The following is a 12,924-nucleotide window of genomic DNA, read 5'->3' as shown; positions in this document are numbered from 1 at the left end:
GCAAATTTTGCATTCAAAAATGTAAAAAACAAGAGGACGTGAGGAAATGGACCTGGCTGCGGAGGCGGACGACCTCGTTTTTGAATGCAACGACGGCATCGGGCGGATCACCTTCAACCGCCCGCAGGCGCGCAACGCCTTTACTTTCGCCATGTACGAGCGCCTCGCGGCGATCTGCGAGGAGGCCGACGGCGATCAATCGATCAAGGTGCTGGTGCTGCGCGGGGCTGGCGACAAAGCCTTCGCCTCAGGCACTGACATCAACCAGTTCCGCGAATTCAGGACGCCGCAGGACGCGATCGACTACGAGAACCGGATCGATCGTGTGCTCACGACGCTCGAGCGATGCCGGGTGCCGACCATCGCCGCGATCAACGGCTTCTGCACCGGCGGCGGCGCCGGCATCGCCGCGGCCTGCGACCTCCGCATCGGCACCAAAACCGCAAAAATCGGATTCCCAATCGCCCGGACGCTCGGCAATTGCCTGTCGATGTCCAATGTCAGCCGTCTCACCGCGCTGATCGGTGCCGCCCGTGTCAAGGATCTCATCTTCACCGCGCGCCTGGTCGACGCTGCGGAGGCCGCGAGCGTCGGACTGCTCGGCGAGGTCGTCGACGACATCGCAGCGCTCGACAGGCGCACTGAGGAGGTCGCCCGGCTGCTCGCCAGCCATGCGCCACTGACGCTGAATGCGACCAAGCAGGCGGTCGCCCGCCTGCAAAGGCGGCTGACGGCGGAAGAGGGCGAAGACCTCATCCTGATGTGCTACACGAGCCAGGACTTTCGCGAAGGGCTCGATGCTTTCCTCAACAAGCGCGCGCCGCAATGGCGCGGGCAATAGGACGCCCCCGATGCAAAGTTCGCAATCCACCTCTCGCCGTTCGGGGCCGCTCGCCGGCCTCAAGGTCGTCGATCTCACCCATGTCATGGCGGGGCCGACCTGCACCCTGATGCTCGCCGACATGGGCGCCGACGTCATCAAGATCGAGAAATCGCCGAGCGGCGATGACACCCGTCATTCGGTGCCGCCGAAGATCGGCGAGGAGGCGGCGTCCTTCCTGATGATGAACCGCAACAAGCGCGGCATCGTGCTGGATCTCAAGACCGACGGCGGCAAACAGGTGCTGCGCCGGCTGATCGCGGATGCCGACGTGCTGGTCGAGAATTTTGCACCGGGCGCCATGGAGCGCCTCGGCTTCGGCTACGAGGACCTGCACAAGCAGTATCCAAAGCTGATCTATTGCTCGCTGTCCGGCTTCGGCCGCACCGGCCCCTACAAGCACCGCAGGGGATTTGACCTCGTCGCGCAGGCGATGAGCGGCATCATGAGCTTTACCGGCGAGCGCCCGGATGGCCCGCCCGTCAAATGCGGCCCGCCGCTGTCCGACATCACCGCCGGTCTGCTCGCGAGCATGGGCATTTTGGCCGCCTACACCCATCGCCTCAAGACCGGCGAAGGGCAGTGGGTCGAGACCTCGCTCTACGAGGCCGCGCTGGTGCAGACCTATTGGCAGTCGACCATTGCGCTCGCCGCGGGCACCGCGCCGCGCGCGATGGGCTCGGCCCATCCGCTCAACGCGCCGTATCAGGCCTTCGAAGCCTCGGACGGCTGGCTCGTGGTCGGCGGCGCCAACAAGAAGCACTGGCTCTTGATGCTGGAAGCTCTGGGCGCGAGCGAGCTTGCCGCCGATCCGCGCTTCGTCAACGGTTCCGACCGCATGGCGAACCTGAAGGAGCTCGAAGCGGTCCTGAGCGAGCGCTTCCGCACCAGGTCGCGGGCGCATTGGCTCGCGGTGCTGGACGAGAAGGGCGTGCCGTGCGGCCCCGTGCACGACATGCTGGAGGCGCTCGGCGATCCGCAGACGCTGGCGCGCGAGATGGTCGTCGAGGTCGATCACTCCACGCTCGGCCCGGTGAAGACGATCGGGCTTCCCGTCAAGTTTTCGGAGACCCCAGGCAAAGTGCTGTCCGGCGCGCCGGTCTATGGTGAGCATACGCGCGAAGTGCTGGCTGAATACGGGTTCGACCAGACACAAATCGAAGCGCTCGAAAAAGAGGGCGCAATCGTTTCGGCCCTGGAAAGACGCGAGGAACGCGTCGCCTGACCGGACGTCGATACGACAAGAACAAAAGACAAAAATCAGCTGGAGGAAATCATGGGTCGGACGTCAACATTTCTGCTCTCCGCGGCTGCAACCGTGCTCGCCGGCACCATGCCGGCGCTCGCCGCCTGGCAACCGCAAAAGCCGATCGAGTTCGTCGCCACCGCCGGCCCCGGCGGCGGCACCGACAATCTCGCCCGCGCGGTGCAGAACATCATCACCAAGCACAAGCTGACGGAGCAGCCGATCGTCGTCGTCAACAAGGGCGGCGGTAGCGGCGCCGAAGGCTATGTCTACGGCAAGGCCTCGGCGGGCGATCCCTACAAGGTCATCTTCGGCACGTCGAATGCCTGGCAGCAGCCGCTCGTCTCCAAGGTCGCCTTCAACTACACCGATCTCACCCCGATCGCGGCGATGGCGCAGGACGAGTTCCTGCTCTGGGTCAAGCAGGACGCGCCCTACAAGAACGCGGGCGACTATCTGAAGGCGGCCGCGGCGGGCGAATTCAGGATGGGTGGTGCGCAGTCCAAGGACACCGACGAGGTGCTGACCCGCATGATCGAGAAGGCGGGCAAGGTCAAGCTGACCTACATCCCCTTCAAGAGCGGCGCCGAGACCGCCGTGCAGCTCGCCGGCGGCCATCTCGATTCCCACGTCAACAATCCCAGCGAAAGCATCGGCCAATGGCGCGGCGGCACGCAGCGCCCGCTTTGCGTGTTCAGCCCCCAGCGGTTGCCGCAAGGGCCCAAGGTCACCGCGAGCGAAGGCTGGAGCGATGTCCCGACCTGCGTCGAGCAGGGCCTCGACATCAAGCAATACGAGCAGCCGCGCACCGTGTGGCTGCCCGGCAAGGTCACGCCGGACCAGGCCGCGTTCTATGTCGACCTCATGAAAAAGGTACAGGCGACGCCGGAGTGGAAGGACTACATCGAGAAGACCTCCCAGGTTGACACCTTCCTGACCGGCGCCGAGTTTGACAAGTTCATCAAGGAGGACCTCGAGCACGTCAAGCAGGTCGCAGGCGAGCAGGGCTGGCTGGTCAAGTGAGGCGGGTCGGGTGCAACGACTGGGACCGATCGGGTAGGACCGCGCCCCACACACCGCCGTCGTCCTGGCGAAGGCCGGGACCCATACCGCGTGATCTGTCGAGGAGCGGCAGTCGTCGTACCGATATGGCTTCCAGTCCCCGTCAAACTCCTCCCTGGGGTTATGGGTCCCCGGCCTTCGCCGGGACGACGCCTGGGAGAGCGCGTGCCTCGAGCACGACAGCACCTGGCACGCCACCCGACTGGAGCCCTCCATGATCTCACGCCGCGCGCTTGAGCTTGCGACCGCTATCCTCACCGGCAGCTTCGGTGTGGCCGTCGTCGTCTCCAGCCTCGACAACGGCATCGGCTGGTCGAGCGCGGGCGTGGACGCCGGCACGTTCCCGTTCCTGACCGGGACCATCGTCGTGCTCGGGAGCCTCTACAATCTGGTGAGGGGCGTGTGGCCGGCTGCCTCGCTCGCCAATGTGCCCATCGCCATCACTCCGCTCGAGCTGCGCCGCCTCGCGAGCCTGTTCGTGCCGGCCGCGGTCTTCGTCGCCGCGATCCCGCTGCTCGGCATGTATCTCGCCTCGGCGGGCTACGTCTTCGCAGTGCTGGCGATTCCCCGTCACCAGTCCGTGCCGCGTGCGCTCGCCATGGCGGCAGCCACGGCGCTCGCGCTCTACGTCGTGTTCGAGCGCATGTTCCAGGTCAGCCTGCCGCACGGCGCGCTCGCCGCCGCGCTCGGATTCTGAGGGGGAGGCCGGTGGACAATCTCCAGGAGCTCCTGCACGGTTTCACCATCGCGGTGACGGTGCCGCATCTGGTGCTGATGGCGGTCGGCGTGCTGCTCGGCATTCTCGTCGGCGTGCTTCCGGGGCTGGGCGCACCGAACGGCGTGTCGCTGCTCTTGCCGCTGACCTTCGGCATGCAGCCGGTCTCGGCGATCATCCTGCTCTCCAGCATGTATTGGGGCGCGCTGTTCGGCGGCTCCGTCACCTCTATCCTCTTCAACATTCCGGGCGAGCCGTCCTCTGTCGCGACCACCTTCGACGGCTATCCGATGGCGCGCGACGGCCGGCCGACCACGGCACTCGCCACCGCCTTCGGCTCGGCGGCGTTCGGCGCGCTGATCGGCGTCATCCTGATCACCTTCCTCGCATCCTGGGTGGCGCAGGTCGCGCTCGCCTTCGGGCCGCCGGAGTATTTTGCCGTCTATTTCCTGGCCTTTGCCAGCTTCGTCGGCATGGGCGGTGCGGCCCCGATCAAGACCGTCGTGGTGCTCGCGATCGGCTTTGCCATCGCCGCCATCGGCATCGACACCGTCTCCGGCAGCGTCCGCCTCACCATGGGTGTCGACGAGCTGGTGAAGGGGGTGAACTTCGTCGTCGCTGTCATGGGCCTGTTCGGCATCGGCGAGCTCCTGGTCGCGGTCGAGGAGGAATTTCATGCCCGCGCCGTGTCCTCGAAGATCGATTGGCGCGAGGTGTTTCGCGCCGTCGGCCGCCTGCCGAGGCACAGCGTTGCACTGCTGCGCAGCGCCGCGATCGGCTGCTGGATGGGGATCACGCCGGGCGGCCCGACCGCGGCCTCCTTCATGAGCTATGGCATCGCCCGCCGCTTCTCCCGCCGGGGCCGGCATTTCGGCACCGGCGAGGTCGAAGGCATCATCTCGCCGGAGACGGCCGATCATGCCGCCGGCACCAGCGCCCTTCTGCCGATGCTCTCGCTCGGCATTCCCGGCTCCGCCACCGCCGCCGTCATGATGGGCGGGCTGATGATCTGGGGCCTCAATCCCGGGCCGATGCTGTTCGTGGACCAGAAGGATTTCGTGTGGGGCCTGATCGCCTCGATGTATGTCGGCAACATCGTTGCCGTCGCGCTGGTGCTGCTGACCGTCCCGGTCTTCGCAGCCCTGATGCGGATTCCCTTCGTGGTCATCGCGCCGCTGATCGTGATCATCTGCGTCGTCGGCGCCTATTCGGTGTCGAACTCCTATCTCGATGTCGTCATGATGCTCGGATTCGGCATCGTCGGCTATCTCTTCAAGAAGCTGTTCTATCCGCTGGCGCCGCTCGTGCTCGCGATCGTGATCGGCGACAAGGCCGAGGATGCGTTCCGCCAGTCGATGCTGCTCTCGAAGGGATCGCTGGGCATCTTCTTCGCAAACAAGCTGGTGACGTGCCTGATCGTGGGCGGGATCGCCTTGCTGCTGCTTCCGCTCGCGTTGCAACTCGCGCGCCTGCTGCGCAAGCCCGCGCCATCCGCCAACGAGACGACAGTTCAGGAGAAGGTGATCATATGACCGCAAAGCCGCTCGTTGCACTGGCGATGGGAGATCCCGCGGGCATCAGCCCGGAGCTGACGGCGAAGCTGGTGGCGCAGGACGAGATCCGTGCACGCTGCCGCCTCGTCGTGATCGGCGATCGCCGCATCTTCGACGAAGGCGCACGTGTTGCGAGCGTCAAGCCGGAGTTGACCATGACGGAGAAGGGGACTGACCTTCGCGCGGCGCAGGGCGATGCGCTGTTTGTCGATCTTCGCCACCTCGATCCCAAAGACGTCGAGCCGAAGACCGCGACCCTTGCCGGCGGAAAATTCGCGCTGACCAACTATCGGCACGCGCTCGAACTCGGCCGCGACGGCCGTGTCGATGCCGTCTGCTTCACCCCCTTCAACAAGCAGGCGATGCGACTTGCCCGCGCCGAGTATGACGACGAGATCGCATTCTCGGCCGAGGTGGTCGGTCTCAAGACCCCGGCGAGCGAATTCAACGTGCTCGACCGGCTCTGGAACGCGCGCGTCACCTCCCACATCCCGCTGAGGGACGTCGCCGCGAACCTGTCCAGCGAACGCATCCATCGGGCGCTCAGGCTGACCGATGCCTGCATGCGCAACGCTGGCTTCGCCCGGCCACGCATTGCGGTCGCCGGTCTCAACCCGCATGCCGGGGACGGGGGCAATTTTGGCCGCGAGGAGATCGACGTGATTGCGCCCGTGGTCGCGGCCGGGCAGGCGGAGGGCATTGCCGCCGAGGGGCCGTTTCCGGCCGACACCGTATTCCTGCGCGCCAAGGGCGGCGCCTTCGATGCGGTGCTGACGATGTATCACGACCAGGGCCAGATCGCGATGAAGCTGATGGGGTTCGATCGCGGCGTGACCCTGCTCGGGGGCTTTCCTTTCCCGATCTGCACGCCCGCGCACGGCACCGCTTACGACATTGCGGGACAAGGCATCGCCTCGATCGGCGCCAGCCGCGCCGCATTGCTGCTCGCGGCGGAGATGGCTGTGCGCTGCTGATTTGCACGCACCAAGGGAGCGCGTGCTGACTGCGCTCGCCTTACGGTGAGAATTAGACTTTCGGGAAATACTGGAAACTTCCGCCGCCGTGACGAGTTGGCGTTCCATGAACATCTCCACCTCGGAGCTGGGAACATGGTCGACGACGGCCCGCTACGAACAGCGGTTGATACCGCATGGTGCGTGTACCGCGCCCGGCATCGCGATGTCGATGCTGCGGATGGCCGTCGCTGTCTCCTCGAGCGTCATCTGCAAGGGAGGCGGGAAGCGCGTGAGAGTAACGGTGATGCCCAGGACCTTGCAGGCTTCGGGCTCGCCTATCTCGAGCGGCTTTCCGATGACGATTGTTGAGGCTCATTGAGAGCCTTGCGTGGCGCCTGGCGGGGGCAAGCGCGAGGCCGGGCTGGACGTTGCTTGCGATTTCGAACCTTCTGTCCGCAGCCATCGTGCTGATCCTTCGCTCAGCGGTATAGCGGCTCTCATGCGCATCGCTCAGCTCGCACCCCTCGCCGAAAGCGCCCCTCCGAAGCTCCACGCCGGCGCCGAGCGGGCGAGGCAATTTCCGGAGGCAAGCTTCGCGTCCGTTTCCGGCTACGCAATCATCGAAGACGTGAAAGGGAGGCGGCGATGTCGCTGACGAAAACGGGGCAGATCTGCATCTTTCTTGTCTTCGCCCTGGCGACGTTGCCGGCGTTCGCCGCCGAGATGACCGCGGACGCCATCAATTCCGCCGAGCCATCGAAGAAGACGCTCTCGAACAACAAGCCGACCCCGGCGGGCATACGGCTGCAGGTTCTCCTGGACCGGGCGCATTTCTCGCCCGGCGAGATCGACGGCAGGTTCGGCGAAAACGCGAAGAAGGCGCTGCGCGCCTATGCGGAAGCCCGGCAATTGCCGGGTTCGGACACCCCGACAGAGGAGATCTGGAAAGCGCTGCGGGCGGATGACCGGCCGATCACGCTGACCTATGCCATCACGGAGCAGGACGTGGCGGGTCCTTTCCTGAACAAGCTGCCCTCGAAGATGGAGGACATGAAGGACATCCCGAAGCTCGGCTACATCAGTCCGCGCGAGGCTCTCGCCGAGAAATTCCACATGAGCGAGCAGCTCCTGGCGGCGCTCAACCCCGGCCGCCGTTTCGACCGGGCCGGCGACAGCATCGTCGTCGTTGACACCGCGAGCGCAGGCGAGGGGGCGCCTGCCAGGGCCGACCGGGTCGAGATCGACAAGGTCAGGCAGACCGTCAAGCTGTTCGACAAGTCGAATGCGCTGATGGGATTCTATCCGGCGACCGTGGGAAGCGAGGACAAGCCGTCGCCCTCAGGCACGCTCAAGATTACCGAGGTCAACAGAAATCCGTTCTATCGCTACAATCCCGCTTATCGCTTCAAGGGCGTCCGGTCCCGCAAGCCCTTCACCATCAAGCCCGGTCCGAACAATCCGGTTGGGACGGTGTGGATCAATTTGTCTGCCGAAGGCTACGGCATTCACGGTACGCCTTCGCCGGACAAGATCTCCAAGGCGGAATCCCACGGCTGCGTTCGCCTCACCAATTGGGACGCCGAACGTGTCGCTGGCAGCGTCACGAAAGGCACACCGGTCGTGTTCGTTGCGAGCACGATGTGATGCGTTGATCGTGATCGGGAGCCTCAGGCCTAGACTTGCGATTGGCTCTAGGCGGGGGGCGTTGATTGCGAATGGCCGGCGTTCAGCGCGGCCTTACGGTCATGGATGAGGTTTTCGAGGCGGTGCGCCGCCACGTTCAGCGTGGCCGCATCCAGCGTGCTTTCATCCCCATCGGACTTCGCGCGCTGTGCGCGGAGCACGTTGTCGATCTGGTTTTCGATCTCCGAAAGTTCCGCCTCGTTTTGCGAGCGCCGTATCTTGCTGCCCAGCGCATAGAGTGCGTCGAGTGCCGGCTGACGCGGCCTGGCTTCGCCGGACCTGAGAAATTGCCAGAGCGCGGCCCCGACCGACGCCAGTGCGCCCAGGGCCATCGGTGCCAGAAAAATCGCGTTGCTCCACTTGTCGAGGAAGGACTGCTGGTTGCCGTTGTAGAACTCCGCGGCGCCGGCATGAACCGGGAGATAGGCGCCCGCATCGGTATCGGGCGCCTTGAATTGTGCAAGAATCGGCCAGTCCGGCAAAATGTCCCTGCGCGCAGCCGTGAGAGCCTGCGTGAGGTCGGCGATCGTATCGTTATCGAGATCTTTCTTGCCGACCACATAGTAGTTCACGCGCAAGGTGGTCACGTCATCGCCGGGGATTGGAGGCGATCCGCGCAACGTTCCCTTGGGAATGTCGAAACTTTCATAGGCGCGCTCTTTCTCCGCGATCGCTCCCGCGTTCTCGATCGGGATCAGCACCGGCGCGGTCTTGGCGTTCTGCGGGAACAGCCCCCGTACCAGCGACAGATATTTCTCGCTCAGCGGCATGACGAAAAGCACCGCACGCACCTCCTTGCTGTCGAAGGCGCGGCGGACCTCGTCCAGTGCAAGATTTTTGAACACGACGTTGGCGCGGTCGAGATCATAGGATTTGATGAGGACATGGACGATCCTCTGATTGGTATCGGCAGCGACAACGCCTACGGTCGCGCGCTTCAGGCCGGCGACATCCGCGATGGCCGACCCGGGCGGCGCAACGAGCATGGCCACGGCCTCGGCGAGAACGACAATGGCTTGCGCCTGCGACAGGTCGCCGACGTCGCCGCGAACCACGGCGAGATCAGTCTTGCCGGACGAGAAGGCGGTCGCCGACTCCTGCGGGCCGCTGGTCTCGACCACCTTGAGCCGCACCGGCGCCTTGTTCACGACAAGGCGGCTGGCAAGCGCAGACACGATCTTGGGCGCGTCGCCATCCAGCGAGCCCACCGCAATCGACAGCGTGACCGGCTGGGCGTACCAGCGATACGCCAGCACGCCCGCGCCGGTCGTGAGCACGACGAGCGTCGCGACCGCGACGATGCGAAGCCAGATCGGCAGCCTGCCGGCATCAATGCCAAATTTCGACAGTTCGTCCATGACGTCGCTCGTCCGGGAAGGTTGCCCGTCTGCACGAGCATCATTTGCCGGACGGCAGTCCCGTGTTGATTTGCATCAAGACGCCAGCCGACCGGGGCGAGGGACGGGCTGGTCAGAGCTGCTTCAACGGACGAAAAACACGAGCAAAAACAACCCTCGGCCTACTGTGCATGGGGTTGTTTTCGTAGTTTTATTGGAGCGGCCGGCTCACGCCTTACGCGCCGCAGACGATCACGCCGTACCAGCCGAGGCCCCGATAGGTCTCGTAGCCGGGCGTCGCATGGAAGGCGACCATCGCGCCCGAGCGGTCCTGATAGAAGCCGGAGCGCTGGCCATTGAGCGACAGTGAGATGCGCTCGCTCAAAATGCCCTGGCCGTCGGAGGCGGCGATGACGCGGAGGTTCGAGTCGACCAGCAGCACGCGGGCCTTGTCGATGTCGCCGACGCGGACGCCCTGGACGATGGCGCGAGCCTGCGGCTCCCAGTCGAAATGGATGGCGAGCACGCCGACCGGCGCGCCGTTGGCCTGGCCGCCGGCGCGGACGCTGGCGCAATAGGTCGCAACCTGCGCGTTGCCGAGCAGCGCCTGGTTCTCGACGTCGCCGGCGACATAGTCGTCACCGGAGCGCAAGGTGCGCGCCTCGCGAAACCATTTGGTGTGGGCGACGTTCTGGCCGACGATGCGGAAGCGGTCGGCGCGGCCGTTGGCGATGACGTTGCCGTCGAGGTCGCAGAGCCAGAGGTCGAGATAGACCGTGTAGGCACCCAGGATCACGCCGAGGCGCTGCGAGGCATAGGTGACCGCTGCCGGCGCAGGTGAGGCCGCGCAATCGACCACGGCGGAGTCGGTCGCCCACCAGCGCACGTCGCAGGTGCGCTCATAGAGGTTGCGGTCGATCAGCTCGACCGCGTTGAGCGACAGGTCCACCATGCGCTCGCCGCGCGAGCGCTGGCTCATGCGGTCGATCGAGGCGACGAGGTCGCCGGTCCGTTTCGTCAACTGCGTCTCGAGTTCGCGGGCGATGGTCTCGACCTGCTGGCCGACGCCGCGCACCTCCTGCGCCACCACCGCAAAGCCCGCGCCTTGCGCGCCGGCGCGCGAGCTTTCGATCAACGCGTTCAGCGCCAGCATCTTCATCTGGTTGGTGATCTGCTGGATCGCCTTGGTCTTGTCGACCGCGATCTGGTTCACTTCCGCGGTGAGGCGATTGATCAGCGCGGAGATGTCGGAATCATCATCAGTGAGTTCGGTAGCGATCGGCTTGGCTTTCAGACCCAGCGCAGCAGACATCGGGGACTTCCCTTGGCAATGAGGCCAGATCTGCAATGAACCCGGAACAAAATCACGTCAGATCGAATACGATTCTTTTTCGAGGATTCCGCCTAACGCCTGCTTAATTTGCTGTTCGGCGGAATGCCTAAATGATAGTCACTCCGGCCTGCCAGCCGGCCATCCACCGCTTTGTGCGGCCCGGCCGTTGCAAATCGCCGGAGTTTCCCGGCCAATCCTCTAAAGCCAGTCCCGGGCCGCCCAGCGTGATCGCCCGGAATCCGAGTTCCCCAACCGATAGCCTCGTCATGACGCCGCCTGCCACAGCCTTGCCCGTCGAAGCGCCCCAGGCGTTCCTGGGCGTCGCGCGCTCGCTCACCGACAAGCTCTGGCGCGACCGGCTCGACGCCCGCGGGGCGGCCCAGGCGCTCGCCATCGTGCAACGGCACCAGCTGCCGGAGCTGCTGGCGCGGGTGCTGGCGGGACGCGGCGTCGATATTGACGCCGTTGCCGACTTCCTTGATCCGACCATCCGCAAGCTGCTGCCGGATCCCTTCACGGTCACGGAAATGGAGGCCGCCGCCAAGCGCATCGCGGATGCCGCGGCGAGGGGCGAGAAGGTCGCGATCTTCGGCGACTACGATGTCGACGGCGCGACCTCGTCGGCGCTGCTGGCCTGGCATCTGCGCCATTGTGGGCTCGATCCGCTGATCCACATTCCCGACCGGATCTTTGAGGGCTATGGCCCCAATGTCGAAGCGGTGCGTGGGCTGGCGGCAAAGGGCGCGACGCTGCTCGTCACCGTGGATTGCGGCACCACCAGCATCGAGCCGCTTGCGGAGGCAAAACGGCTCGGCATGTCCGTCGTCGTGATCGACCATCACCAGGCCGGCACGGAGCTGCCGGAGGTGGACGCACTGGTCAATCCGAACCGGCTCGATGATCTCTCGGGCCTTGGCCATCTCGCCGCTGTCGGCCTCGTGCTGGTGACGCTGGTTGCGGTCAACCGCGAGCTGCGCCAGCGCGGCTTCTGGAATTCCGAAATGCCCGAGCCCGACCTGCTCGGCATGCTGCATCACGTTGCGCTCGGCACCGTTGCCGACGTCGCGCCGCTGATCGGCCTCAACCGCGCCTTCGTCGCCAAGGGTCTGATCGCGATGCGGCGCCGCGATCATATTGGCCATACCGCGCTGATGGATGTGGCGCGGCTCAACGGTCCGCCGGAGGCCTGGCATCTCGGCTTCATGCTGGGCCCGCGCGTCAATGCCGGCGGCCGCATCGGCCGCGCCGATCTCGGCGTGCGGCTATTGCTGGAGGGCGACAGCGTCGAGGCGGCGCGGATCGCGGCCGAGCTCGACCGTCTCAACAGCGAGCGCCGCGTTATCGAGCAGGCGGCGGAAGCCCAGGCCGAAGCCGAGGCGCTGGCTTCGATTGGGTTGGAAGACAAGCTCGGCGTCATCGTCACGGCGTCCGAAGGCTGGCATCCGGGCGTGGTCGGCCTCGTTGCCTCGCGCCTGAAGGAGAAGTTTTCGCGGCCGGCCTTCGCGATCGCGCTGGAGCCCGGCGGCATCGGCACCGGCTCGGGCCGCTCGATCGCCGGCGTCGATCTCGGCAAGGCGGTACGGCAGGCGGTCGCCGATGGCATTCTGCTCAAGGGCGGCGGCCACGCGATGGCCGCGGGCGTGACGCTGCGGAAAGAGAAGCTCGCCGAATTCCGCGCCTATCTCGAAAACGCCCTGGCCCAGGACGTCGCCGAGGCGCGCCACGTCAACGAGCTCTACATCGACGGCGCGGTCTCCGCGCGTGCGGTGACGCCGGAGCTGGCGACCACACTCAATCGCGCAGGTCCCTTCGGCAGCGGCAATCCGGAGCCCGTGCTGGCACTGCCGGCGCACCAGCTCGTGTTTGCCGACGAGGTCGGCCAGGCGCATCTGCGCCTGCGCTTCAAGTCGGGCGACGGCGCCATCGTCAACGGCATCGCGTTCCGCTCGGTTGGCCAGAAGCTCGGCAATGCACTGCTCGCCAATCGCGGCCAGCAGATGCATGTCGCGGGATCATTGTCGGTCGATCGCTACCAGGGCGCCGAGCGGGTGCAGTTTCGCGTTGTCGACGTCGCGCTACCGGACCAGGGGCCATCCGTGATTAGATAACGCAAGATCCCGATAAGAAGATGCGTCAGAATTAGACCGCTCAAACAACAA

Annotated in this window: 11 protein-coding genes; 9 read left to right on the top strand and 2 right to left on the bottom strand. The window is 65.5% G+C overall.

Annotated elements, in window-relative coordinates:
• Window positions 1-46 precede the first annotated feature (46 nt).
• The 8 genes from QA649_RS25090 (at window position 47) to QA649_RS25055 (ending at window position 8,056) form a co-directional block, all read left to right on the top strand.
• The gene (locus QA649_RS25090; RefSeq protein ID WP_283019544.1) at window positions 47-841 is read left to right on the top strand and encodes an enoyl-CoA hydratase/isomerase family protein; all 795 of its coding nucleotides are present in this window, start codon (window positions 47-49) and stop codon (window positions 839-841) included.
• A 10-nt stretch (window positions 842-851) separates the two neighbouring features.
• Window positions 852-2,105 carry a CoA transferase gene (locus QA649_RS25085; protein WP_283019543.1) on the top strand — a complete coding sequence of 418 codons (1,254 nt, stop codon included), beginning with the start codon at window positions 852-854 and terminating at the stop codon, window positions 2,103-2,105.
• A 51-nt stretch (window positions 2,106-2,156) separates the two neighbouring features.
• Entirely contained in the window at window positions 2,157-3,149 is a 993-nt protein-coding gene (locus tag QA649_RS25080) for a tripartite tricarboxylate transporter substrate-binding protein (RefSeq protein WP_283019542.1), read from the top strand.
• A 253-nt stretch (window positions 3,150-3,402) separates the two neighbouring features.
• Window positions 3,403-3,885, top strand: coding sequence for a tripartite tricarboxylate transporter TctB family protein (locus QA649_RS25075; RefSeq protein WP_283019541.1), 483 nt, complete (start codon window positions 3,403-3,405; stop codon window positions 3,883-3,885).
• An 11-nt stretch (window positions 3,886-3,896) separates the two neighbouring features.
• Entirely contained in the window at window positions 3,897-5,435 is a 1,539-nt protein-coding gene (locus QA649_RS25070) for a tripartite tricarboxylate transporter permease (RefSeq protein ID WP_283019540.1), read from the top strand.
• Window positions 5,432-6,430 (top strand): 4-hydroxythreonine-4-phosphate dehydrogenase PdxA, encoded by a 999-nt coding sequence (locus QA649_RS25065; RefSeq protein ID WP_283019539.1) that lies wholly within the window; start codon window positions 5,432-5,434, stop codon window positions 6,428-6,430. Before QA649_RS25070 ends, QA649_RS25065 begins: the two co-directional genes overlap by 4 nt.
• Window positions 6,431-6,565: 135 nt before the next feature.
• Window positions 6,566-6,781, top strand: coding sequence for a hypothetical protein (locus tag QA649_RS25060; RefSeq protein ID WP_283019538.1), 216 nt, complete (start codon window positions 6,566-6,568; stop codon window positions 6,779-6,781).
• 276 nt (window positions 6,782-7,057) lie between these two features.
• The gene (locus QA649_RS25055; protein WP_283019537.1) at window positions 7,058-8,056 is read left to right on the top strand and encodes a L,D-transpeptidase family protein; all 999 of its coding nucleotides are present in this window, start codon (window positions 7,058-7,060) and stop codon (window positions 8,054-8,056) included.
• Between the two features lie 47 nt (window positions 8,057-8,103).
• On the opposite strand, the gene QA649_RS25050 is transcribed toward QA649_RS25055, so the two are convergent.
• Together QA649_RS25050 and QA649_RS25045 are read right to left on the bottom strand one after the other, a co-directional pair.
• On the bottom strand, window positions 8,104-9,453 hold the full coding sequence (locus QA649_RS25050) for a TAXI family TRAP transporter solute-binding subunit (RefSeq protein WP_283019536.1): 1,350 nt from the start codon (window positions 9,451-9,453) through the stop codon (window positions 8,104-8,106).
• 214 nt (window positions 9,454-9,667) lie between these two features.
• Complete coding sequence (locus QA649_RS25045) at window positions 9,668-10,744, bottom strand: methyl-accepting chemotaxis protein (RefSeq protein WP_283019535.1); 1,077 nt, start codon at window positions 10,742-10,744, stop codon at window positions 9,668-9,670.
• A gap of 287 nt (window positions 10,745-11,031) precedes the next feature.
• Here QA649_RS25045 and recJ point away from each other — a divergent pair, with 287 nt between their 5' ends.
• Complete coding sequence (gene recJ / locus QA649_RS25040) at window positions 11,032-12,873, top strand: single-stranded-DNA-specific exonuclease RecJ (RefSeq protein ID WP_283019534.1); 1,842 nt, start codon at window positions 11,032-11,034, stop codon at window positions 12,871-12,873.
• Window positions 12,874-12,924: the final 51 nt, after the last annotated feature.

The sequence above is a fragment of the Bradyrhizobium sp. CB1717 genome (genome assembly GCF_029714325.1).
Taxonomy (GTDB): domain Bacteria; phylum Pseudomonadota; class Alphaproteobacteria; order Rhizobiales; family Xanthobacteraceae; genus Bradyrhizobium.
Note: the sequence above shows the minus strand (reverse complement) of the source record. Positions and strands in the feature narration are given on the sequence as shown.

Coding starts and splice junctions, on each gene's coding strand:
- QA649_RS25080 (WP_283019542.1), top strand. CDS start 2,157: ATGGGTCGGACGTCAACATTTCTGCTCTCCGCGGCTGCAACCGTGCTC.
- QA649_RS25055 (WP_283019537.1), top strand. CDS start 7,058: ATGTCGCTGACGAAAACGGGGCAGATCTGCATCTTTCTTGTCTTCGCC.
- QA649_RS25060 (WP_283019538.1), top strand. CDS start 6,566: ATGGTCGACGACGGCCCGCTACGAACAGCGGTTGATACCGCATGGTGC.
- recJ (WP_283019534.1), top strand. CDS start 11,032: ATGACGCCGCCTGCCACAGCCTTGCCCGTCGAAGCGCCCCAGGCGTTC.
- QA649_RS25065 (WP_283019539.1), top strand. CDS start 5,432: ATGACCGCAAAGCCGCTCGTTGCACTGGCGATGGGAGATCCCGCGGGC.
- QA649_RS25050 (WP_283019536.1), bottom strand. CDS start 9,453: ATGGACGAACTGTCGAAATTTGGCATTGATGCCGGCAGGCTGCCGATC.
- QA649_RS25090 (WP_283019544.1), top strand. CDS start 47: ATGGACCTGGCTGCGGAGGCGGACGACCTCGTTTTTGAATGCAACGAC.
- QA649_RS25045 (WP_283019535.1), bottom strand. CDS start 10,744: ATGTCTGCTGCGCTGGGTCTGAAAGCCAAGCCGATCGCTACCGAACTC.
- QA649_RS25075 (WP_283019541.1), top strand. CDS start 3,403: ATGATCTCACGCCGCGCGCTTGAGCTTGCGACCGCTATCCTCACCGGC.
- QA649_RS25085 (WP_283019543.1), top strand. CDS start 852: ATGCAAAGTTCGCAATCCACCTCTCGCCGTTCGGGGCCGCTCGCCGGC.